Origin of the sequence: Streptomyces iconiensis, from assembly GCF_028657195.3 — a bacterium.
GTDB lineage: Bacteria > Actinomycetota > Actinomycetes > Streptomycetales > Streptomycetaceae > Streptomyces > Streptomyces iconiensis.
Window position 1 is genome coordinate 24324 of sequence record NZ_JANCPR020000062.1, and the last position, 22332, is coordinate 46655.

26 protein-coding genes are annotated in these 22332 nt (G+C 69.2%); 23 read left to right on the top strand and 3 right to left on the bottom strand.

Annotated features, from left to right (window positions below; all coding sequences use genetic code 11):
- The first annotated feature begins 49 nt into the window (after positions 1 to 49).
- From rpsE to truA, 14 genes are all read left to right on the top strand, one after another.
- Positions 50 to 652 (top strand): 30S ribosomal protein S5, encoded by a 603-nt coding sequence (gene rpsE, locus NMN56_RS37985; protein ID WP_274040314.1) that lies wholly within the window; start codon positions 50 to 52, stop codon positions 650 to 652.
- A complete protein-coding gene (gene rpmD / locus NMN56_RS37990; RefSeq protein ID WP_274040313.1) occupies positions 652 to 834 on the top strand; it encodes a 50S ribosomal protein L30 in 183 nt (60 codons plus the stop codon). The genes rpsE and rpmD overlap by 1 nt, the downstream gene beginning before the upstream one ends.
- Position 835: 1 nt before the next feature.
- Positions 836 to 1291 (top strand): 50S ribosomal protein L15, encoded by a 456-nt coding sequence (gene rplO / locus NMN56_RS37995; RefSeq protein ID WP_274040312.1) that lies wholly within the window; start codon positions 836 to 838, stop codon positions 1289 to 1291.
- Positions 1292 to 1478: 187 nt separating this feature from the next.
- Positions 1479 to 2792: a preprotein translocase subunit SecY gene (gene secY / locus NMN56_RS38000; protein ID WP_274040311.1), complete on the top strand. Its 1314-nt coding sequence runs from the start codon at positions 1479 to 1481 to the stop codon at positions 2790 to 2792.
- A complete protein-coding gene (locus NMN56_RS38005; RefSeq protein ID WP_274040310.1) occupies positions 2792 to 3442 on the top strand; it encodes an adenylate kinase in 651 nt (216 codons plus the stop codon). Before secY ends, NMN56_RS38005 begins: the two co-directional genes overlap by 1 nt.
- Before the next feature lie 255 nt (positions 3443 to 3697).
- Entirely contained in the window at positions 3698 to 4534 is an 837-nt protein-coding gene (map, locus tag NMN56_RS38010) for a type I methionyl aminopeptidase (RefSeq protein WP_274040309.1), read from the top strand.
- 188 nt (positions 4535 to 4722) lie between these two features.
- On the top strand, positions 4723 to 4944 hold the full coding sequence (infA, locus tag NMN56_RS38015; protein WP_003948620.1) for a translation initiation factor IF-1: 222 nt from the start codon (positions 4723 to 4725) through the stop codon (positions 4942 to 4944).
- 63 nt (positions 4945 to 5007) lie between these two features.
- Positions 5008 to 5121 carry a 50S ribosomal protein L36 gene (rpmJ, locus tag NMN56_RS38020; protein WP_009740505.1) on the top strand — a complete coding sequence of 38 codons (114 nt, stop codon included), beginning with the start codon at positions 5008 to 5010 and terminating at the stop codon, positions 5119 to 5121.
- Positions 5122 to 5333: 212 nt separating this feature from the next.
- The gene (gene rpsM, locus NMN56_RS38025; protein ID WP_274040308.1) at positions 5334 to 5714 is read left to right on the top strand and encodes a 30S ribosomal protein S13; all 381 of its coding nucleotides are present in this window, start codon (positions 5334 to 5336) and stop codon (positions 5712 to 5714) included.
- Between the two features lie 83 nt (positions 5715 to 5797).
- On the top strand, positions 5798 to 6202 hold the full coding sequence (gene rpsK, locus NMN56_RS38030) for a 30S ribosomal protein S11 (RefSeq protein ID WP_004571845.1): 405 nt from the start codon (positions 5798 to 5800) through the stop codon (positions 6200 to 6202).
- 28 nt (positions 6203 to 6230) lie between these two features.
- Positions 6231 to 6857 (top strand): 30S ribosomal protein S4, encoded by a 627-nt coding sequence (gene rpsD / locus NMN56_RS38035; RefSeq protein ID WP_274040307.1) that lies wholly within the window; start codon positions 6231 to 6233, stop codon positions 6855 to 6857.
- A gap of 159 nt (positions 6858 to 7016) precedes the next feature.
- The gene (locus NMN56_RS38040; protein ID WP_274040306.1) at positions 7017 to 8039 is read left to right on the top strand and encodes a DNA-directed RNA polymerase subunit alpha; all 1023 of its coding nucleotides are present in this window, start codon (positions 7017 to 7019) and stop codon (positions 8037 to 8039) included.
- A 262-nt stretch (positions 8040 to 8301) separates the two neighbouring features.
- Positions 8302 to 8814: a 50S ribosomal protein L17 gene (rplQ, locus tag NMN56_RS38045; protein ID WP_274040305.1), complete on the top strand. Its 513-nt coding sequence runs from the start codon at positions 8302 to 8304 to the stop codon at positions 8812 to 8814.
- 73 nt (positions 8815 to 8887) lie between these two features.
- Complete coding sequence (gene truA, locus NMN56_RS38050) at positions 8888 to 9739, top strand: tRNA pseudouridine(38-40) synthase TruA (RefSeq protein ID WP_430542821.1); 852 nt, start codon at positions 8888 to 8890, stop codon at positions 9737 to 9739.
- A 6-nt stretch (positions 9740 to 9745) separates the two neighbouring features.
- Here the strand turns inward: truA and NMN56_RS38055 are convergent, their stop codons facing one another.
- The gene (locus NMN56_RS38055) at positions 9746 to 10591 is read right to left on the bottom strand and encodes a hypothetical protein (RefSeq protein WP_274040304.1); all 846 of its coding nucleotides are present in this window, start codon (positions 10589 to 10591) and stop codon (positions 9746 to 9748) included.
- A 64-nt stretch (positions 10592 to 10655) separates the two neighbouring features.
- Here NMN56_RS38055 and NMN56_RS38060 point away from each other — a divergent pair, with 64 nt between their 5' ends.
- From NMN56_RS38060 to glmM, 4 genes are all read left to right on the top strand, one after another.
- A complete protein-coding gene (locus NMN56_RS38060) occupies positions 10656 to 12293 on the top strand; it encodes an ABC-F family ATP-binding cassette domain-containing protein (RefSeq protein ID WP_274040303.1) in 1638 nt (545 codons plus the stop codon).
- Positions 12294 to 12667: 374 nt separating this feature from the next.
- Positions 12668 to 13111 carry a 50S ribosomal protein L13 gene (gene rplM / locus NMN56_RS38065; RefSeq protein ID WP_274040302.1) on the top strand — a complete coding sequence of 148 codons (444 nt, stop codon included), beginning with the start codon at positions 12668 to 12670 and terminating at the stop codon, positions 13109 to 13111.
- Positions 13112 to 13153: 42 nt separating this feature from the next.
- The gene (gene rpsI / locus NMN56_RS38070) at positions 13154 to 13657 is read left to right on the top strand and encodes a 30S ribosomal protein S9 (RefSeq protein WP_274040301.1); all 504 of its coding nucleotides are present in this window, start codon (positions 13154 to 13156) and stop codon (positions 13655 to 13657) included.
- Between the two features lie 232 nt (positions 13658 to 13889).
- Complete coding sequence (glmM, locus tag NMN56_RS38075; protein WP_274040300.1) at positions 13890 to 15260, top strand: phosphoglucosamine mutase; 1371 nt, start codon at positions 13890 to 13892, stop codon at positions 15258 to 15260.
- Between the two features lie 175 nt (positions 15261 to 15435).
- Here the strand turns inward: glmM and coaA are convergent, their stop codons facing one another.
- Entirely contained in the window at positions 15436 to 16434 is a 999-nt protein-coding gene (gene coaA / locus NMN56_RS38080) for a type I pantothenate kinase (RefSeq protein ID WP_274040299.1), read from the bottom strand.
- Between the two features lie 136 nt (positions 16435 to 16570).
- Between coaA and NMN56_RS38085 the strand changes: the two genes are divergently transcribed.
- From NMN56_RS38085 to NMN56_RS38100, 4 genes are all read left to right on the top strand, one after another.
- Positions 16571 to 16807, top strand: a complete 237-nt coding sequence (locus NMN56_RS38085; protein WP_274040298.1) for a hypothetical protein — start codon at positions 16571 to 16573, stop codon at positions 16805 to 16807.
- 74 nt (positions 16808 to 16881) lie between these two features.
- Entirely contained in the window at positions 16882 to 18753 is a 1872-nt protein-coding gene (gene glmS, locus NMN56_RS38090; protein WP_274040297.1) for a glutamine--fructose-6-phosphate transaminase (isomerizing), read from the top strand.
- A 218-nt stretch (positions 18754 to 18971) separates the two neighbouring features.
- Positions 18972 to 19340 carry a holo-ACP synthase gene (locus NMN56_RS38095; protein WP_274040296.1) on the top strand — a complete coding sequence of 123 codons (369 nt, stop codon included), beginning with the start codon at positions 18972 to 18974 and terminating at the stop codon, positions 19338 to 19340.
- Between the two features lie 41 nt (positions 19341 to 19381).
- Positions 19382 to 20941, top strand: a complete 1560-nt coding sequence (locus NMN56_RS38100) for an NAD(P)H-hydrate dehydratase (RefSeq protein WP_274040295.1) — start codon at positions 19382 to 19384, stop codon at positions 20939 to 20941.
- Between the two features lie 156 nt (positions 20942 to 21097).
- Here NMN56_RS38100 and NMN56_RS38105 read toward each other — a convergent pair whose 3' ends face one another.
- Complete coding sequence (locus tag NMN56_RS38105; protein ID WP_274040294.1) at positions 21098 to 21595, bottom strand: GNAT family N-acetyltransferase; 498 nt, start codon at positions 21593 to 21595, stop codon at positions 21098 to 21100.
- 61 nt (positions 21596 to 21656) lie between these two features.
- Between NMN56_RS38105 and NMN56_RS38110 the strand changes: the two genes are divergently transcribed.
- Positions 21657 to 22214 carry a DinB family protein gene (locus NMN56_RS38110; protein WP_274040293.1) on the top strand — a complete coding sequence of 186 codons (558 nt, stop codon included), beginning with the start codon at positions 21657 to 21659 and terminating at the stop codon, positions 22212 to 22214.
- The last annotated feature ends 118 nt before the right edge of the window (positions 22215 to 22332 follow it).

Consider the following 22332-nt stretch of genomic DNA (forward strand, 5'->3'; position numbering starts at 1 on the left):
ACTGAATGTCGCTGTGAGCTAGCGGACGAAATCGAGAGAGGTAATTCCAATGGCTGGACCCCAGCGTCGCGGTGGCGGCGCCGGTGGCGGCGAGCGGCGGGACCGTAAGGGCCGGGACGGCGGCGCCGCCGCTGAGAAGACCGCGTACGTTGAGCGCGTTGTCGCGATCAACCGTGTCGCCAAGGTAGTCAAGGGTGGTCGTCGCTTCAGCTTCACCGCGCTGGTCGTGGTGGGCGACGGTGACGGCACCGTGGGTGTCGGATACGGGAAGGCGAAGGAGGTTCCGGCCGCCATCGCCAAGGGTGTTGAGGAGGCCAAGAAGAGCTTCTTCAAGGTCCCGCGTATCCAGGGCACCATCCCGCACCCCATCCAGGGTGAGGAAGCCGCGGGTGTCGTGCTGCTCAAGCCGGCTTCGCCCGGTACCGGTGTGATCGCCGGTGGCCCGGTGCGTGCCGTGCTGGAGTGCGCAGGCATCCACGACGTGCTGAGCAAGTCGCTCGGCTCGTCCAACCCGATCAACATCGTGCACGCCACACGTGCGGCGCTCCAGGGACTTCAGCGTCCCGAGGAGATCGCGGCCCGTCGTGGTCTGCCGCTTGAGGACGTAGCACCCGCCGCTCTGCTGCGGGCGCGTGCAGGGGTGAGCGCGTAATGGCTCGCCTGAAGATCACGCAGACGCGTTCCGTAATCGGGACCAAGCAGAACCACCGTGACACGCTGCGGACCCTCGGTCTCAAGCGCGTCAACGATGTGGCCGTACGCGAGGCCAGCGACGTCGTTCGCGGGCAGGTGCACGCTGTGCGTCACCTCGTGTCGGTCGAGGAGGTCGACTGAGATGGCGGAAGACAACCCGCTGAAGGTCCACAACCTCCGTCCTGCTCCCGGCGCCAAGACCGCCAAGACCCGTGTGGGTCGTGGTGAGGCGTCCAAGGGCAAGACCGCTGGTCGTGGAACCAAGGGCACCAAGGCGCGCTACCAGGTTCCGGAGCGCTTCGAGGGTGGGCAGATGCCGCTGCACATGCGGCTGCCCAAGCTCAAGGGCTTCAGGAACCCCGCCCACAAGCAGTTCCAGGTGGTGAACCTGGACAAGCTGGCCGAGCTCTACCCCGAGGGTGGCGAGGTCACGGTGGCCGGTCTGGTCGCCAAGGGCGCTGTGCGCAAGAACGAGCTGGTCAAGGTGCTGGGCGACGGTGACATCTCCGTGAAGCTGACGGTGACTGTCGACAAGGTCTCCGGCTCCGCCAAGGAGAAGATCGCCGCTGCCGGCGGCACCGTCACCGAACTGATCTGAGTTCGTTGACCAGGTGAACGACAGGCCGGGGATGTCCCAACGGGGCATCCCCGGTTGGTCGTTTACACGGCTGGTCGTTTCTAGGTTGTGCAGTCGCCGGTAAGGTGGCGTGCACTGTTGATATCTGTCGATCCTCAAGACCGTCACCTCTCGCGTTGGTAGAACCGCGGGGGGCGCAGGAGGCACCGTGCTCACCGCGTTCGCCCGGGCGTTCCAGACGCCCGACCTGCGCAAGAAGCTGCTCTTCACGCTCGGCATCATGGTGCTCTTCCGTATCGGAGCGCATGTCCCGGTCCCGGGCGTCAGCTACGAGAACGTTCAAGCCTGTATGGACGAGGCAAAGGGCGCGCAGGGCCTCTTCGGTCTCGTCAACATGTTCAGTGGTGGTGCGCTGCTTCAGATCACGATCTTTGCGCTGGGGATCATGCCGTACATCACGGCAAGCATCATCCTCCAGCTCCTGGTCGTGGTCATTCCGCGCCTTGAGGCGCTGAAGAAGGAAGGGCAGGCAGGGCAGGGGAAGATCACGCAGTACACGCGTTATCTGACCGTCGCGCTCGCCATCCTCCAGGCCACCGGCCTGGTGGCAACGGCACGCAGTGGCTCGCTCTTCCAGAACTGCAGCGTCTCCAACCAAATCATCCCGGATCAGGGCATCTTCACCACCATCACGATGGTGATCACGATGACCGCTGGTACCGGCCTCATCATGTGGCTCGGTGAGCTCATCACCGACCGCGGCATCGGCAACGGCATGTCGATCCTGATGTTCGTCTCCATCGCCGCCGGTTTCCCGGGCGCGCTGTGGGCGATCAAGAAGCAGGGCAAACTCGCCGACGGCTGGATCGAGTTCGGCGCTGTCATCCTCTGTGGTCTGGCGATGGTCGCGCTCGTGGTCTTCGTCGAACAGGCCCAGCGGCGCATTCCGGTGCAGTACGCGAAGCGCATGATCGGGCGCCGGAGTTATGGCGGTACGTCGACGTACATTCCGCTGAAGGTCAATCAGGCGGGTGTGATTCCCGTCATCTTCGCGTCCTCACTGCTCTACATTCCCGCCCTGATCGTGCAGTTCAGCGGTTCCCAGGCGGGCTGGGCGCAGTGGATTCAGGCGCACTTCGTGAAGGGTGATCACCCTGTCTACATCGTCACGTACTTCCTGCTGATTGTCTTCTTCGCCTTCTTCTATGTGGCTATCTCCTTCAACCCCGAAGAGGTTGCCGACAACATGAAGAAGTATGGTGGCTTCATCCCGGGTATCCGGGCTGGTCGTCCCACGGCGGAGTATCTGAGTTACGTGCTGAACCGCATCACGTGGCCTGGCTCTCTGTATCTGGGTCTGATCGCACTGGTGCCGACAGTCGCGCTGATCATGTTCAACGCTCAGCAGGATTTCCCGTTCGGCGGGACGAGCATCCTCATCATCGTGGGCGTCGGGCTTGAGACCGTGAAGCAGATCGAGAGCCAGCTTCAGCAGCGCCATTACGAAGGGTTCCTCCGCTGATGCGTATCGTCCTCGTCGGGCCGCCTGGAGCGGGCAAGGGAACGCAGGCGTCGTTCCTCGCCGAGAACCTGTCGATCCCGCACATCTCCACGGGCGACCTCTTCCGCGCCAACATCAGCCAGGGCACACCGCTCGGCCAGAAGGCGCAGGAGTACATGCGGGCCGGCCAGCTCGTGCCGGACGAGGTCACCATCGGGATGGCCAAGAGCCGGATGGAAGAGCCGGACGCGGCGGGCGGGTTCCTGCTCGACGGCTTTCCGCGGAACATCGCGCAGGCCGTGGCGCTGGACAGCTTCCTGGACGAGACAGGCCAGAAGCTGGACGCGGTGCTGGATCTTGAGGTCCCCGAGGACGAGGTCGTGAAGCGGATCGCCGGGAGGCGCATCTGCCGGAGCGACAGCAGCCACGTCTTCCACGTCGAGTACAGCCCGCCCAAGAAGGACGGCGTCTGTGACGTGTGCGGAGGCGAGCTGTACCAGCGAGACGACGACCGCGAGGAGACCGTGCGCAAGCGCCTCGCGGTGTACCACAGCGAGACCGAACCGATCATCGACCACTACAAGGTGCAGGGGCTCGTGACCACGATCTCCGCGCTGGGCGAGGTCGGCGACGTCACCGCGCGGGCGATGGCCGCGCTGCGGCGGGACTGAGCGCGGAGCGCCCCCTCGGGGCGCCGTTCCTCCGCGTGCGGCGAGGTTGTGTGCCGACCTCGGGCCTGTCGTGGCAGGTCGCGCAGTTCCCCGCGCCCCTTCGGGGCGCATCGGGCAGGGGCCGGGCAGTGTGCCTGGCCCCCGCTTCATGTCCGGGGCCTGTCCGTTCCGTGGGCGGCTGGCAGACTTGACGGGGCAGTATCAAGCATTCGGGTCCGTACGGCGGACGTCGATCAGGAAAGGCGGCAGGCCGTCATGGTGGAGATCAAGACCCCCGAGCAGATCGCGAAAATGCGCGAGGCGGGGTTGGTCGTCGCCGCGATGCACACAGCCTGCGCCCAGGCCGCGGTGCCCGGCGCGACGACGAAGGACCTGGACGAGGTCGCGGCGAAGGTGCTCGCCGACCATGGGGCGAAGCCCAACTTCCTGGGATACGGCGGCTTTCCCGGCAACATCTGCACCTCGGTCAACGACGTCGTGGTGCACGGCATCCCGGACCGCGAGACCGTGCTGAAGGCGGGCGACCTGCTCTCCATCGACGCCGGCGCGATCATCGACGGCTGGCACGGCGACGCCGCGCTCACCGTCTTCGTGGGGGAGGGCCACTCGGCCGAGCTGCGCGAGCTGAGCCGCGTGACCGAGGAGTCGATGTGGGCCGGTATCGCCGCGATGCGCAAGGGCAACCGGCTCGTGGACGTCTCCAAGGCGATCGAGAGCTATGTGCGCCGCCAGCCCCGGCCCGCCTCGGGCAAGTACGGGATCATCGAGGACTACGGCGGTCACGGCATCGGCTCCCAGATGCACATGGACCCGCACCTGCTGAACTACGTGGAGCGGCGCAGGGGCAAGGGCCCGAAGCTGGTGCCCGGGATGTGCCTGGCGATCGAGCCGATGGTGAGCCTCGGTACGGCGAAGACCCATGTCCTGTCGGACGACTGGACGGTCAAGACCAACGACGGCACCTGGTCCAGCCACTGGGAGCACTCGGTCGCACTCACCGACGAGGGCCCGCTCGTGCTGACGGCGCCCGACGGCGGCAAGGCCAAGCTCGCGGAATACGGGATCACGACGGCGCCCGACCCCGTGGCGTAACGGCACGATTCCCACACCTTCCTCCCGCATAACGATCTCTGTTGGCGGGGAGAATCCCCGGATTCGTCTTTCCGGGTGGCGTGACGTAGACTGGCTCGTCGGCCCAGGTGTACCCGTATGCCAGTTGTACGACAGAGTATTTCTGGGCCACCCCAGGTAGCCGATCCCGGAAGGTGAAGCGCTCAAGCATGGCCAAAAAACAGGGGGCCATCGAGATCGAGGGCACCGTCGTCGAGTCTCTCCCGAACGCGATGTTCAAGGTGGAGCTCCAGAACGGGCACCAGGTCCTCGCGCATATCAGCGGCAAGATGCGGATGCACTACATCCGTATCCTTCCCGACGACAGGGTCGTGGTGGAGCTCTCTCCGTACGACCTGACGCGCGGACGGATCGTCTACCGCTACAAGTAGATCGACAGATCGTGCTGCCTTCCCTCCTGTGGGGAGACGGCCAGACCCGGAGAACCTCACATCATGAAGGTCAAGCCGAGCGTCAAGAAGATCTGCGACAAGTGCAAGGTGATCCGCCGTCACGGTCGGGTCATGGTCATTTGCGAGAACCTGCGCCACAAGCAGCGCCAGGGCTGACGTACGACGACCTGCCTTTCGCAGTTCCTTCGCGCGACGCGAGCAACAGTTATATATGCAGGGCCCGGCGCCGCTGACGGCGTCGACACCCCCGGTCGGAGGCCGGGGACCCTTCCCCAAGCTCTACGAGCGTGGGGGTACCCAGGCCGGCAGGCCAGGGACGGGGACGGCACTGCTACAGACCTCCGACGAAATCATCAGGAGCCACATTCATGGCACGCCTCGCTGGCGTCGACCTCCCGCGTGAGAAGCGCGTTGAGGTCGCCCTCACCTACGTCTTCGGCATCGGCCGCACCCTTGCGCAGCAGACCCTGAGCGAGACCGGGGTCAGCCCGGACACCCGCGTCAGGGACCTGGGCGAGGAAGAAATGGTCAAGCTCCGCGAGTACGTGGACAACAATCTCCGGGTCGAGGGCGATCTCCGCCGTGAGATCCAGGCCGACATCCGCCGCAAGGTCGAGATCGGCTGCTACGAGGGTCTGCGTCACCGGCGCGGTCTCCCGGTCCACGGCCAGCGCACCAAGACCAACGCCCGCACCCGCAAGGGCCCGCGTCGCGCGATCGCCGGTAAGAAGAAGCCGGGCAAGAAGTAGTCCACACCGGACACACTCCACTATTCAGTGCGACGAGTCGTCCGCGCTGTTGGACCGACCACCTCCACAGGAGTTTTTGACACATGCCTCCGAAGGGCCGTACGGCCGGCGCCAAGAAGGTGCGCCGCAAGGAGAAGAAGAACGTCGCCCACGGGCACGCTCACATCAAGAGCACGTTCAACAACACGATCGTTTCGATCACCGACCCCACCGGGAACGTGATCTCCTGGGCCTCTGCCGGCCACGTCGGCTTCAAGGGCTCGCGCAAGTCGACGCCGTTCGCGGCGCAGATGGCCGCCGAGAGCGCCGCACGTCGCGCGCAGGAGCACGGCATGCGCAAGGTCGATGTCTTCGTCAAGGGTCCCGGCTCCGGCCGTGAGACCGCGATCCGCTCCCTCCAGGCCACCGGCCTTGAGGTGGGTTCGATCCAGGACGTCACCCCGACCCCGCACAACGGCTGCCGCCCGCCGAAGCGTCGCCGGGTCTGAGACAACTGAAGTAGGAGATCAACGACAAATGGCGCGTTATACCGGGGCCGACTGCAAGCGTTGCCGTCGGGAAAAGCAGAAGCTCTTCCTCAAGGGGAGCAAGTGCGAGAGCGCGAAGTGCCCGATCGAGATCCGTCCTTACCCCCCGGGTGAGCACGGTCGCGGGCGCACCAAGGAATCCGAGTACCTGCTGCAGAAGCGTGAGAAGCAGAAGGCAGCTCGTATCTACGGTGTCCTTGAGAAGCAGTTCCGCGGGTATTTCAACGAGGCCAACCGCCAGTCGGGCAAGACCGGCGAGAACCTGTTGCGCATCCTTGAAACCCGTCTGGACAACGTGGTGTACCGGGCCGGCTTCGCCAAGTCCCGTGACCACGCACGTCAGTTGGTCAAGCACGGTCACATCGCGCTGAACGGTCACAAGACCGACATTCCCTCGGCGCGGGTTTCCGCGAACGACATCGTCGAGGTCCGTGAGTCCTCCCGCAACATGACCCCCTTCCAGGTGGCCGTTGCGGAAGCCGGGGACAAGACCGTACCCGCGTGGCTTGAGGCGATCCCGTCCAAGCTGCGCGTCCTCGTCCACTCGCTGCCCGAGCGCCAGGTGATCGACACCCAGGTGCAGGAGCAGCTGATCGTCGAGCTGTACTCGAAGTAATTCGGGTCGGCCGACGGCCGATCGTCGAGCTGCGGCCGGTGTATTCCGGTCAAGGCTTCGCAGGGTGTGGGCGGTACGGTCCCGTTTGGGGCCTGCCGCCCGTACTCTTGCAGTGACGGCATCAAATAGCGGTTGCCGAATACTGGAGGCACACAACACATGCTGATCGCTCAGCGCCCCTCTCTGACCGAAGAGGTCGTCGACGAATTCCGCTCACGGTTCGTGATCGAGCCGCTGGAGCCGGGCTTCGGCTACACCCTCGGTAACTCTCTGCGTCGCACGCTCCTCTCCTCGATTCCGGGTGCGGCGGTCACGTCCATCCGTATCGACGGTGTCCTGCACGAGTTCTCCACCGTGCCGGGCGTCAAGGAGGACGTCACCGACCTCATCCTGAACATCAAGACCCTGGTCGTCTCCTCGGAGCACGACGAGCCCGTCGTGATGTACCTGCGCAAGCAGGGCCCCGGCCTGGTCACCGCGGCGGACATCGCGCCGCCTGCCGGTGTCGAGGTGCACAACCCGGACCTGGTCCTCGCCACGCTCAACGGCAAGGGCAAGCTGGAGATGGAGCTGACCGTCGAGCGCGGTCGCGGCTACGTCTCCGCCGTACAGAACAAGCAGGTGGGCCAGGAGATCGGCCGGGTTCCGGTCGACTCCATCTACTCGCCGGTGCTCAAGGTCACGTACAAGGTCGAGGCGACCCGTGTCGAGCAGCGCACCGACTTCGACAAGCTGATCGTCGACGTCGAGACCAAGCAGGCCATGCGGCCCCGTGACGCCATGGCGTCCGCAGGCAAGACGCTGGTCGAGCTGTTCGGCCTGGCGCGCGAGCTGAACGTCGACGCCGAGGGCATCGACATGGGCCCGTCGCCGACGGACGCCGCGCTGGCCGCCGATCTGGCGCTGCCGATCGAGGAGCTGGAGCTCACCGTTCGGTCGTACAACTGCCTCAAGCGCGAGGGCATCCACTCGGTGGGCGAGCTGGTGGCCCGTTCCGAGGCGGACCTGCTCGACATCCGTAACTTCGGTGCGAAGTCGATCGACGAGGTCAAGGCGAAGCTGGCCGGCATGGGCCTGGCCCTCAAGGACAGCCCGCCCGGATTCGACCCGACCGCCGCGGCGGACGCCTTCGGCGCCGACGACGACGCGGACGCCGGGTTCGTGGAGACCGAGCAGTACTGAGGCGCTCGCCGCTGGGCTCGCGCTCTTGAGTGTGTGCCCCGTGTCGCTGACGCGGGGCTCGCTCTTCCAAGCGTGTGCCCCGTGCTGCTTTTCGGGGAGCTGCGGGTCGGCTGTGGCTGGTCGCGCAGTTCCCCGCGCCCCTTTCAGGGCGCATCCCCGCCTCCTTTCCGGGGGCGGGGCCGAAGTTCCCGGTGCCTGATACGGCCGGGACTGCCGCCGGTGCCTGATACGGCCGGTGCAGGGACAACGAAGGAGAAACATCATGCCGAAGCCCACGAAGGGTCCCCGTCTCGGCGGTAGCGCCTCGCACCAGAAGGCGATGCTGGGAAACCTGGCCACCGCGCTGTTCGAGCACGGCCGCATCACGACGACCGAGGCCAAGGCCCGCCGCCTGCGTCCGGTCGCCGAGCGTCTGATCACCAAGGCGAAGAAGGGTGACCTTCACAACCGCCGTCAGGTCATGCGCACGATCCTGGACAAGAGCGTCGTGCACACGCTCTTCACCGAGATCGGCCCGCGGTACGAGAACCGTCCCGGTGGCTACACCCGCATCACCAAGATCGGCCCGCGTCGTGGCGACAACGCCCCGATGGCGGTCATCGAGCTGGTCGAGGCCCTGACCGTGCAGCAGACCGCTGTCGGCGAGGCCGAGGCCGCGACGAAGCGGACCGCGAAGGACGCTGCCGGTGACGAGGCCGTCGCCGACCTCAAGAAGGACGCGGCCGAGACCGAGGCGAAGGACGAGTCCGCAGAGGACGAGTCCAAGGACGCCTGACCCAGGCATGTGAGCGGGCCCGCCCCTCGGGGTGGGCCCGCTCTGTATTTCGCCACAACTTCGGGAGTGTGACGTGGTGCGAGTACGGCTGGACCTGGCCTATGACGGGCGGGAGTTCTCCGGCTGGGCGCGGCAGCGGGTCCGCCGTACGGTCCAGGAGGAGATCGAGGAGGCGCTGCGTGTCGTCATGCGGCGGGAGGAGACGCCCGAGCTGACCGTGGCGGGCCGTACGGACGCGGGGGTGCACGCGCGCGGGCAGGTCGCCCATGTGGACCTGCCGGATGACGTGTGGGCCGAGCACGCTGACCATCTGCTGCGGCGGCTCGCGGGGCGGCTGCCGATGGACGTACGCGTGTTCCGGGTGAGCGAGGCACCCGCACACTTCGACGCGCGGTTCTCCGCGATCTGGCGGCGCTACGCGTACCGCGTCACCGACCACCCCGGCGGGGTCGACCCGCTCCAGCGCGGCCATGTGCTGTGGCACAACTGGCCGCTGGACCTCGACGCCATGAACGAGGCGGCCGGCAACCTGCTGGGGGAACACGACTTCGCCGCTTACTGCAAGAAGCGCGAGGGTGCCACGACCATTCGTACGCTCCAGCGGCTGGAGTGGGTGCGGCGCGCGGACGGTGTGCTGGAGGCCACGGTCAAGGCCGACGCGTTCTGCCACAACATGGTGCGCGCGCTGGTCGGCGCCATGCTCTTCGTCGGCGACGGCCACCGCCCGCCCGAGTGGCCCGCCAAGGTGCTGGCCGCCGGTGTACGGGACTCGGCCGTCCATGTCGTACGGCCGCACGGGCTGACGCTGGAGGAGGTCGGCTACCCGGCTGACGACGAGTTGGAGGCCCGTAACCTCGCGTCGCGGAACAAGCGTTCGCTGATGGTGGGGCCTGGCGGTGCGGGGGGCGCGGCGGGCTGCTGCTGAGGGCGGTCAGTCCTGCGGGGCCTCCGCGGCCTCCGAGGACTGGGCCCTGCCGCGTTGCAGGATGCGGGCGTAGGCGTAGTTGGAGCCGTCGAGGGCCGCGCGTTCGGCCTGCTTGTCCGCGGGGCCCGATTCCTTGCCGTTGGTGCGGCCCGCGATGGTGAAGTAGGCGTAGCGGCCGAGGGAGTTGGCGGTCGTACGGCAGACCACGGTGCGGCAGAAGTGGGGGACGCCCTTGCCGGGGAGCGCGACGAGGTTGGGCTTGTACTCCCTCTTCACCCGGGTCGCCGGCTCCGTCTTCTGGAAGACCGCGATGCCGACCGTGACGGCGAGGCCGTCGCGGGTGAAGGTCGCGCGGTAGAGGGTCTCGCACTTGTTGCGGTCGAGGACCGGGGCCAGGCCGGCGTGTGCGGCGTCGGCGCACTTCTTGCTCGTACTGGTGTCCGCGAGCTTGTACGGGCGGCCGTTGACCGTGACGCGCTTGCCGGGGAAGAGCGTGGTGATGCTCAGTGGCGCCTTGTCGTGCTGCGCGTCGGCGATGAAGTCCTTCGGCGGGGGCGGGGGCGGCGGCTCGTCCTTGAAGGTGGGGTCCGGCTCGGCCGCCGAGCTGGAGGGAAGGTCCTCGGGCGGCGGCAGGGAGCTGGAGGGCTTGTCTGAGGCGTCGCCGCCGCCCTCGTTGACGACGGCCACCGCGACGATTCCCGCGACGGCCGCGGTGGCGAGCGCGCCGCCGCCCGCCATCATCCAGCGGCGCCGCCTGGCGCGTGTCCGCTCTGCCTGTTCGGCGAGCGCGGTCCAGTCGGGTGTGGACGATCCCCCGGAACCCCAGTCGGGTCCCCCCTGCCCAAAGCTCATGGGCGCATCTTATGCGCTCGATATTCGCTTGGTTCAGGCGTCACCATGCGGTGACAATCGGCGCATGGGACACGTCGAGGCCGCGCACATCGAGTTCTATCTGCCCGACGGAAGGGCCCTGTTCGACGATGCGTCGCTCCGGGTCGGTGAGGCCGCCTCGGTCGCCCTCGTCGGCGCGAACGGCGCGGGCAAGACGACCCTGCTGCGGCTCATCGCCGGCGAACTGAAGCCGGACGGCGGGTCGGTGACGGTCAGTGGGGGGCTCGGCGTCATGCCGCAGTTCGTCGGCAGCGTCCGCGACGAGCGGACCGTGCGTGACCTGCTCGTCTCCGTGGCCCGCCCGGGGATCAGGACCGCGGCCCGCAAGGTGGACGACGCCGAGCTGGCCATGATGACCAGGGACGACGAGGCCGCACAGCTCCAGTACGCGCAGGCGCTTGCCGACTGGGGCGAGGCGCGCGGGTACGAGGCGGAGACCCTGTGGGACATGTGCACCGTCGCCGCGCTCGGCGTCCCGTACGAGAAGGCGCAGTGGCGTGGACTGCGGACGCTGTCGGGCGGCGAGCAGAAGCGGCTCGTGCTGGAGTCGCTGCTGCGGGGCACCGACGAGGTGCTGCTGCTGGACGAGCCAGACAACTACCTCGACGTCCCCGGCAAGCGCTGGCTGGAGCAGCAGCTGCGCGAGACCAAGAAGACGGTGCTGTTCATCTCCCACGACAGGGAGCTGCTCGCGCGGGCCGCCGACCGCATCGTCAGCGTCGAGCCGGGCGCTGCGGGAAGCGACGTATGGGTGCACGGCGGTGGCTTCGCGACGTTCCATGAGGCGCGCAAGGAACGGTTCGCGCGCTTCGAGGAGCTGCGGCGGCGCTGGGACGAGGAGCACGCGAAGCTGAAGCGGCTCGTGATCATGTACAAGCAGAAGGCGGCCTTCAACTCCGACATGGCCTCCCGGCTCCAGGCGGCCCGTACGCGCCTGGCGAAGTTCGAGGAGGCCGGCCCGCCCATGGAGCCGCCGCGCGAGCAGGACATCCGGATGCGGCTGCGCGGCGGCCGTACGGGGGTACGGGCCGTGACCTGCGAGAACCTGGAGCTGACCGGGTTGATGCAGCCGTTCTCGCTGGAGATCTTCTACGGCGAGCGTGTCGCCGTGCTCGGGTCCAACGGCTCGGGCAAGTCCCACTTCCTGCGGCTGCTCGCAGGCGGCCCCGATGCCCCCGACGGCGGGGTGGCGCACACCGGCTTCTGGAAGCTGGGCGCGCGCGTGGTGCCGGGACACTTCGCTCAGACCCACGCGCACCCCGAGCTGGAGGGGCGCACGCTCCTCGACATCCTGTGGAAGGAGCACGCGCGGGACAAGGGCGCCGCGATGTCCGTACTGCGGCGCTACGAACTGACCCGCCAGGCCGAGCTGTCCTTCGACCGCATGTCGGGCGGCCAGCAGGCCCGCTTCCAGATCCTGCTGCTGGAGCTGGAGGGCTCCACGGCGCTGCTGCTCGACGAGCCGACGGACAACCTGGACCTCGACTCGGCCGAGGCTCTGCAGGAGGGTCTTGAAGCCTTCGACGGCACGGTGCTGGCTGTCACCCACGACCGCTGGTTCGCGCGGTCCTTCGACCGCTTCCTGATCTTCGGTGCGGACGGCCGGGTGCGCGAGGTGCCCGAGCCGGTGTGGGACGAGGCGCGGGTGGTGCGGGCGCGGTGAGGGGGCGGCGTGAGCGCGGGCGTCTGAGGGGCCTGGGAGGGACCCGGGACGGGGGCCGGGAGGGGGTCGTTCCGCCGCCTCGTGGAGGCGGGCTTTCGGGGGTGTCGGGGGTGCGGTGAGTGCCCGGAGGCGCTGGTTTTGACCCGTACGGGTGGGGCCGGGTATTGTGCTGGATCGTTGTGTGTATTGGCTTGCCTGTTCTCACGTGGGGGGTCTCTACACCGGCCTACTGACGATGACCAGTGATCGCGTGCGGTTGCGTCACCGTGTGCGAGTCCACTGCCGGAATCTGTCGGTGGCCTTGTCAGGATCCATCCCCATGCCCCCAGCGGGTGCGGGGAGACCCCATTTCCGAAGAAGCGAAGGCTACGACCGTGCGTACGTACAGCCCCAAGCCCGGCGACGTCCAGCGCCAGTGGCACATCATCGACGCCCAGGACGTGGTCCTGGGTCGTCTGGCCACGCAGGCCGCCACCCTTCTCCGGGGCAAGCACAAGCCGGTGTACGCGCCCCACGTTGACATGGGTGACTTCGTCATCATCGTCAACGCCGACAAGGTGCACCTGTCCGGCAACAAGCGGACCCAGAAGATGGCATACCGCCACTCGGGATACCCGGGCGGTCTGCGCTCGGTCCGCTATGACGAGCTCCTGGAGAAGAGCCCCGAGAAGGCCGTCGAGAAGGCCATCAAGGGCATGATCCCCAAGAACACCCTGGGCCGTCAGATGCTCTCGAAGCTGAAGGTCTACTCGGGCGACCAGCACCCCCACGCTGCTCAGCAGCCCGTGCCGTTCGAGATCAGCCAGGTCGCGCAGTAAGTCCGGCCACCCCCTAAGACTGAAGAGAAGCTGAGGAGAATCGTGGCCGAGACCACCGCCGAGACCCCCGTCGAGGGCGTCGAGGAGTACACGACCGAGACCCCCGAGGCCCCGGAGGAGTACACCTCCGAGTCCATGGCGTCCCGCTTCGGCGAGCCGCAGCCCGCCGCGGGCACCGGCCGTCGCAAGAACGCCATCGCCCGTGTCCGCATCATCCCGGGCTCGGGGCAGTGGAAGATCAACGGTCGCACCCTTGAGGGCTACTTCCCCAACAAGGTGCACCAGCAGGAAGTCAACGAGCCGTTCAAGGTCCTGGAGCTGGACGACCGCTACGACGTGGTCGCCCGTATCGCAGGCGGCGGCATCTCGGGCCAGGCGGGCGCGCTGCGCCTGGGCGTGGCCCGTGCGCTGAACGAGGCCGACGTGGACAACAACCGCGGCCCGCTCAAGAAGGCCGGGTTCCTGACGCGTGACGCCCGTGCGGTGGAGCGCAAGAAGGCCGGTCTGAAGAAGGCCCGTAAGGGCACGCAGTACAGCAAGCGCTGACCTCGCGCTGGCTGGAGCCGCTTTTTGGGATGCCCCGTCGGCACACCTCGTGTGCCGGCGGGGCATCCGTCTTTTGGTGGCGGTGCGCACGGCACGCACGGCGTCGTCGGGGACGCCCGCACCGTCATGGGGAACACGGGGCGTATACCTGTTTGTGTTGGGCTCCCGGGGCCAAGCTCCCCAGCCTCCGCCCGTGAGGTATCCCAACGCCCGCTGAACTCGGAGGAAGACTGTGGCACGACTCTTCGGTACGGACGGCGTACGTGGCGTCGCCAATGACGGGTTGACGGCCGAGCTGGCGCTCGGGCTGTCGGTCGCGGCGGCGCACGTGTTGACCGAGAAGCGCGCGGACGGGGGGTCCGCCGACACCACAGCCCCGGTGGCCGTGGTGGGGCGGGATCCGCGCGCCTCGGGAGAGTTCCTGGAGGCGGCCGTCGTCGCCGGCCTGGCCAGTGCCGGGGTGGACGTGCTGCGGGTCGGCGTGCTGCCGACCCCGGCCGTCGCGTATCTGACCGGCGCGCTCGGCGCCGACCTCGGCGTGATGCTGTCCGCGAGCCACAACCCGATGCCGGACAACGGCATCAAGTTCTTCGCACGCGGTGGGCACAAGCTCGCCGACGAGCTGGAGGACCGTATCGAGGCGCTCTACCGTGACCACGCCGCCGGGCAGCCGTGGGACCGGCCGACCGGTGCGGGTGTGGGCCGGGTCAAGGACTACGACGAGGGCTTCGACAACTACGTCGCGCACCTGGTGGGCGTGCTCCCCAACCGGCTCGACGGGCTCAAGGTCGTCATCGACGGAGCGCACGGCGCCGCCTCGCGGGTCTCGCCCGAGGCGTTCGCGCGCGCGGGGGCCGATGTCGTCACGCTCGGCACGGACCCCGACGGGCTCAACATCAACGACGCGTGCGGCTCCACGCACCTGGACGGGCTGCGGGCCGCCGTCGTACGGCACGGCGCCGACCTCGGTGTCGCGCACGACGGGGACGCGGACCGCTGCCTGGCCGTGGACGCCGCGGGCGAGGAGGTCGACGGCGACCAGATCCTCGCCGTGCTGGCGCTCGCGATGAAGGAGGCGGGGCAGCTGCGCAAGGACACCGTCGTCGCGACGGTGATGTCCAACCTCGGCTTCAAGCTCGCCATGGAGCGCGAGGGCGTCGCGCTGCTGCGTACGGCGGTCGGCGACCGCTATGTGCTGGAGGAGATGAAGCGCGGCGGGTTCTCGCTGGGCGGCGAGCAGTCGGGGCACGTGATCGTGCTCGACCATGCCACGACGGGTGACGGCACGCTGACCGGGCTGATGCTGGCCGCGCGGGTCGCGGGGACAGGGAAGCCGCTCGCGGAGCTGGCAGCGACCATGGAGCGGCTGCCGCAGGTGCTGGTGAACGTGCCGGACGTGGACAAGTCGCGGGTCGGTACCGCGCCCGAACTGGTTTCCGCTGTCGCGGAGGCGGAGCGGGAGCTGGGCACCACCGGGCGGGTTCTGCTGCGGCAGTCCGGTACGGAGCCGTTGGTGCGGGTCATGGTCGAGGCCGCCGACATCGAGCACGCGCGCGCCGTCGCCGGCCGGCTCGCTGACGTGGTCAAGCGCGCCCTGGGCTGAGGCGCTGCGGACATCCGACGTGTTCCCCGCGCCCCGTCAGGGGCGCGGGGAACTGTGCGACCAGCCACAGCGGACCCGCTGTCCGGGTCGGACGGCAGCGCCCCGGGTGCGGGCCGGTGGGGGTGGGCCGCGCTTGCCCGCCCCGCGCCCCTGGTGCGGACCGCCCAAGCTCTGGTTACAGCTTCCGCAGGGAGAGGCGTTCCACTTTGTGGTCAGGCCCTTTGTGGAGCTGGAGGGTGGCGCGGCCTCTCGTGGGGGCTATGTTCTGGCGCAGATTGGGCTCGTTGATGGTGCGCCAGGTGTTGCGGGCGTAGGCGAGGGCCTCCTCCTCGGAGACCGTCGTGTACTTGTGGAAGTACGAGAGCGGATCCTGGAACGCGGTGGCGCGCAGCTTGCGGAACCTGTCGAGGTACCAGCGTTCGATGTCGGCCGTGCGCGCGTCCACGTACAGCGAGAAGTCGAAGTAGTCGGAGACGGCCATGCGGGTGCGGCCCCCGCCGGCCTCCGGCCGGGAGGCTCCTCCGGTCAGGAGCGCCGGCTGGAGGACGTTGAGGCCCTCGACGATCAGGATGTCGGGGCGGTGCACGGTGAGCGTCTCGTCCGGCACGATGTCGTAGATCAGGTGCGAGTAGACCGGGCCCGTCACCTCGGGCTTGCCCGCCTTGACGTCGGCGACGAAGCGGGTGAGGGCGCGGCGGTCGTAGGACTCGGGGAAGCCCTTGCGCGACATCAGGCCGCGCCGCTCCAGCTCGGCCTTGGGCAGCAGGAAGCCGTCCGTGGTGACCAGTTCGACGCGCGGGTGCTCGGGCATCGGTGCGCCTCCGACGCCGCTGAGGCGCCGGGGCAGGGACAGCAGCGCCTGGAGCAGGCGTGCGACCGTGGACTTGCCGACGGCGACGCTGCCGGCCACCCCGATCACGAAGGGGGTGCCGCCGCTCCTGCCCGCTTTCCCGAGGAACGCGTTGAGCGCGGCACGCAGGTCGTGTGCCGCTCCGACGTGCAGGTTCAGCAGCTGCGAGAGCGGGACGTACACGTCCCTGACCTCGTCCAGGTCGATGACGTCACCGAGACCGCGCAGATTCTCGACCTCCTCGGCGGTGAGCGGCAGCGGTGTGCGCTCGCGCAGAGCGCTCCACTCCGCACGGCTGAGGTCTAGGTACGGCTTTGTGGACACATGGCCATTCTGCGGGGGCCGTGTGGGGGGTTCATCTCCGGGGTGTGAGGGCCTCACCTTCGGGGGCAGGGGAGACGGCACCGAGCAAAGCGTGCGGAAGGTGTACGTGAGGGGGGATTGCCGCTATGTTCCGGCCATGTCGCACCCCTTGAGCCGCGGGCGCCTTTGGCGTCTCCGCCGCGCCGACCCCCTGGAAGGACACGCGGGCCGTGTCTACAGCGATCTGACGGACGGGCTTCCGGACGAGGACCTCGCGGAGGACCTGACGGAGTCCCTGGACATGTATGTGATGGGCAGCAAACCGCGCTGCGAGGAATCGGAGTATCTGGAACTGGTGGAGGAGGCGATAGACCGGATGGCGCGCGGCGAGTGACGTAGCGCCCCGGAAGGTGTCCCGGCCCGGCCCCTGCGGTAGACATGCAGGCCACAGGGCTGGAAGGGGTATCCATGTGCGGAATCGTCGGGTACGTGGGAGGTCGGTCGGCGCTCGACGTCGTTCTCGCCGGTCTCCAGCGTCTTGAGTACCGCGGCTACGACTCGGCGGGCGCGGCCGTCCTGGCTGACGGGGGGATCGCCGCGGCCCGGAAGGCGGGCAAGCTCGCCAACCTCCAGAAGGAACTGGCCGAGCGGCCCCTCCCCACCGGCCAGGCCGGTATCGGCCACACCCGGTGGGCCACCCACGGCGGTCCCACCGATGGGAACGCGCATCCGCACCTGGACAACGCGGGCCGTGTCGCCGTCGTGCACAACGGCATCATCGAGAACTTCGCCGCACTGCGGACCGAGCTGACCGCCAGGGGACACGAGCTGACCTCCGAGACGGACACCGAGACGGTCGCGCACCTGCTCGCCGAGTCCTTCTCCTCCTGCGGCGACCTGGCCGAGGCCATGCGGCAGGTGTGCCGCCGGCTGGAGGGCGCGTTCACGCTGGTCGCGATGCACGCCGACGACCCCGGCACGGTGGTGGGCGCGCGCCGCAACTCGCCGCTGGTGGTGGGGGTCGGGGGCGGTGACGGCGACGGCGAGTACTTCCTGGCCTCCGATGTGGCCGCCTTCATCGACCACACACGGGACGCGGTCGAACTGGGCCAGAACCAGGTCGTGGAGCTGCGCAGAGGCGGCGGCATCACCGTCACCGACTTCGAAGGCGCACCGGCCGACGTCCGTACGTTCCACGTGGACTGGGACGCCTCGGCCGCGGAGAAGTCCGGTTACGCGTCGTTCATGCTCAAGGAGATCGCCGAGCAGCCCAAGGCGGTCGCCGACACCCTGCTGGGACGCATCGACAGCTCGGGGCTGCTGACGCTGGACGAGGTGCGTATCCCCGTCTCGGTGCTCCGCGAGGTCGACAAGGTGGTCATAGTGGCCTGCGGGACCGCCTACCACTCCGGGATGATCGCGAAGTACGCCATCGAGCACTGGACCCGTATCCCCTGCGAGATGGAGCTGGCCAGCGAGTTCCGCTACCGGGACCCGATCCTGGACGCGCGCACGCTGGTGGTCGCGGTCAGCCAGTCGGGCGAGACGATGGACACTCTGATGGCGGTGCGGCACGCACGGGAACAGGGCGCACATGTGCTGGCCATCTGCAACACCAACGGCTCGACCATCCCCCGCGAGTCCGACGCCGTGCTCTACACGCACGCGGGCCCCGAGGTCGCCGTCGCCTCCACGAAGGCGTTCCTCACGCAACTGGTGGCCTGCTACCTGGTCGCGCTCTACCTCGGGCAGGTACGGGGCACCAAGTGGGGTGACGAGATCGGCGACGTGGTGCGCGAGTTGTCGGAGATCTCCACCCAGGTCGAGGACGTGCTCGACACGATGGAGCCCGTACGGGAGCTGGCGCGCGGCCTGGCCGGCGAGGCCGGCATGAACACCGTGCTCTTCCTGGGGCGGCACGTCGGCTACCCCGTGGCGCTCGAAGGGGCGCTGAAGCTCAAGGAGTTGGCGTACATGCACGCCGAGGGCTTCGCGGCGGGGGAGCTGAAGCACGGGCCGATCGCGCTGATCGAGAAGGGGCTTCCGGTCGTCGTGGTCGTGCCCTCACCGCGCGGGCGCTCCGTACTGCACGGCAAGATCGTCTCCAACATCCAGGAGATCAGGGCGCGCGGCGCCCGTACCCTCGTGATCGCCGAGCGCGGCGACACCGCCGTTGTGCCCTACGCCGACCATCTCGTGGAGATCCCCGCGACCCCCACGCTGCTCCAACCGCTCGTCGCCACCGTGCCGTTGCAGGTCTTCGCCTGCGAACTGGCGACCGCGCGCGGCAACGAGGTCGACCAGCCGCGTAACCTCGCCAAGTCGGTGACGGTCGAGTGAGTGCGTGAGTGCGTGAGTGCGTGGGTCTTCGTGGTCGTGGTCGTGGTCGTGAATGTGGACGTGGGCGTGGACGTGGTCGTGGACGTGTGAGCCTGACCGTGTGAGTACGGGCTGCAGGGACGCGCGGGCGTCCGGCCACGCGGAGCGCGTACGGCTGACGCGTACGGCTGGCGTGGCCAGACACCCGAGGACGGAAACGGTGGGACGGTGACGGTGCGGTGATCATCGGGGTGGGAATCGACGTGGCGGAGATCGACCGCTTCGCGGCTTCGCTCAAGCGGACGCCAGGAATGGCCGACCGGCTCTTCGTGGAGCGTGAGCTGTGGCTGCCCAGCGGCGAGCGGCGCGGCGTCGCCTCGCTGGCGGCACGCTTCGCGGCGAAGGAGGCCCTGGCCAAGGCCCTGGGCGCTCCGGGCGGGCTGCGCTGGACGGACGCCGAGGTGTGCGCCGCCGATACGGGCCAGCCGTTCCTTGAGGTTCGCGGCACCGTCGCGGCCCGCGCCGGGAAACTCGGCGTGCGCAGCTGGCATGTGTCCCTCTCGCACGACGCGGGTGTCGCCTCGGCCGTGGTCGTGGCCGAGGGCTGACCGGCGCTGCAAGCGCGGCCGGTGCCCGCCACACTGGGGGCATGAGGACTGGATACGGCGTGGAGACCGTACGGGCAGCCGAGCGCGCGCTGATGGCACGGCTCCCGGAGGGCGCACTGATGCAGCGCGCGGCTGCGGGGCTCGCCGCGGCGTGCAACGGCCTGCTGGGACGGACGTACGGGGCACGTGTGGTGCTGCTCGTCGGGAGCGGCGACAACGGCGGTGACGCGCTGTACGCCGGTGCCCGGCTCGCCCGGCGCGGGGCCGGCGTGACCGCCGTGCTGCTCGCCCCCGAACGCGCGCACGAGGGCGGCCTGACGGCCCTGCGCGCCGCGGGCGGCCGTACGGTCGTGGCGCCCGGCGCCGTGGTCGAGGGAGTGGCCGAGCCGGTCGGCGGGATCATCGCGCGCGCCGACCTCGTGGTGGACGGCATCGTCGGGATCGGCGGCAAGGGCGGACTGCGCCCGGCGGCCGTCGAGTTGGCCGACCTCGTACGCGAAGCGGGCGTGCCCGTCGTCGCCGTCGACCTGCCGAGCGGTGTCGAAGCGGAGACCGGCGAGGTGGCCGGTGTCGCGGTACGGGCCGACGCGACGGTGACCTTCGGTACGTACAAGCCGGGCCTGCTCATCGACCCCGCGCGGGAGTACGCGGGCGCCGTACGCCTGATCGACATCGGCCTGGGCCCCCACCTGCCTGGCGGCGCCCTGGATGCCGCCGGTACGGGGTCCGATGGGTCCGGTACGGGGCGCGGTAGGTCCGATGACGGGTCCGGCAAGGGGCCTTCGCCTTCGCCCGCTGTCGAGGCGCTCCAGCACGGCGACGTGGCGCGGCTGCTGCCCAGGCCCGATGCGGAGAGCGACAAATACCGGCGCGGTGTCGTCGGCGTCGTCGCCGGTTCGGCGCGCTACCCCGGTGCCGCTGTGCTCGCCGTCGCCGGCGCGCTGCGCAGCGGGGCGGGGGCCGTGCGGTACGCGGGGCCGGGCGCCGACACGGTCATCGCGCGTTACCCGGAGACGCTGGTCTCCGCCGGGCCGCCGCGCAAGGCGGGGCGCGTGCAGGCGTGGGTCGTCGGACCAGGGCTGGGCGACGAACAGGACGCGCGGCAGGCCGTCGCCGAGGTGCTGGACTCCGACGTTCCGCTTCTGGTCGACGCGGACGGGCTGCGCCTCATGGACCTCGACGCCGTACGGGCACGTACGGCGCCCACCGTGCTGACCCCCCACGCGGGGGAGGCGTCGGCGCTGCTCGGCGTGCCACGCGAGCAGGTCGAGGGCGCGCGCCTCGCCTCCGTGCGCGACCTCGCGGCCCGTACGGCCTCGACCGTGCTGCTCAAGGGGTCCACGACGCTGGTTGCCGACCCCGACTCCTCCGTGCCCGTACGCGTCAACGCCACCGGTACCGGCTGGCTCGCCACCGCAGGCACCGGCGACGTCCTCTCGGGCCTCATCGGCGGCCTCCTCGCCGCGGGCCTGCCCGCCCGCGACGCCGCTTCCGCCGGCGCCTATGTCCACGGACTCGCGGGCCGCCTCGCCCCCGACCCCCCGTCCGCCACGAACGTGGCCGGAGCGCTCCGCCACGCCTGGCACGACATCACCACCTGACCCCGCTGCGCCGGCGCCTTCGCCCCCTGCCTCGACCTCTTGTCGCCGCCGAGCGCCCCGACGGCGGGACGGCGGGACGGTGAGACGTGGGGGCGCGGGGCATGGGTCACCGGGGCATGGGGAGCCGGTCAGTCGCGGGTGCGGGTCGCCGGGGGCCTATGGCAGCTTCTTTTCCAGCCAGTGTTCGGCGTAGAGCGAGTCGTTGTAGGGCGCGATCGCGACGTATCCGCGCCGCTCGTACAGCCGCCTCGCCTCCACGAGGTCGTCGCGGGTGTCGAGCCGTATCGCGGTGGCGCCGAGGGCGGCGGCCTCGCGTTCGGCGGCCTCGACGAGGAGGGACCCCAGGCCGCGGCGGCGCGCGTGCGGGGCCACCCATACGCGCTTCAGCTCAGCTGTCGCGCCGCCCTCCATCAGCCGCACGCCGACACATCCGGCGACACGGTCGTCGCCCTCGGCCCGCGCGAGCAGGAACGCGCCGTGCGGCGGCATGAGTTGACGCTCCGGTTCATCGACGAGGGAAGCGTCGATCTCCTCGTCGGTCGCCTGACGGCCGTAGAAGCGGCTGGCTATGTCGTCGATATAGGCCCGCACGGTGGCGGCGGACTCGGGGTCCTCAACGGGGGTGGGTGCGATGCTCCAGGTCACGCCGGACATTCTCCCGAGGGGGTCAAGGGAGTTTCGGGGCACTGTCAGTGGTCGCTGTCACACTCCCGGCATGAGTGAAGAGAGCGCCGCCGGCGCGACACCGCAGCACCTTTCACCGTTCTTCGAGGGCGACACACGGGAGCCGCTGCCCCTGGTGGGGGACGAGCGGGAGGTGCTGACCCGCTATCTGGAGTGGTATCGCGAGACCATCGCGATGAAGTGCGCCGGGCTGTCGCGCGAGCAGCTCTCGGAGAAGTCCATGCCGCCGTCCACGATGAGCCTGCACGGGCTGCTGCGGCACTTGGCGGGTGTGGAGCGGTGGTGGTTCCGCATACAACTGGCGGGCGAGGACGTGCCCCTGCTCCATTACTCGGACGACGACCCGGACCAGGACTTCGACCGCCTCGACGGCGACCCGGCCGAGGCGCTGGCCGTGTGGCGCGGGGAGTGCGAGCGGTCGCGCGCGATCGTCGCGGCTGCGGGCCTGGACTCCACCGGAGTCCACCGCGCGACGGGCAAGCCGGTCTCCGTCCGGCGGGTCCTCGTCTCCATGATCGCCGAGTACGCACAGCACTGCGGGCACGCCGACCTGCTGCGCGAGGGGCTGGACGGCTCCACCGGGCGGTAGCGGGGCCGCAGTGCAGCGGGGCCGCTACCGGGAGGCAGCGGGTCGCGGAGGGTCGGGGCCGTAGGGGAGCGTCGGAGCGGGGCGGCGGGGGAGTGGGGGCACGGAGGGCCGCAGGATC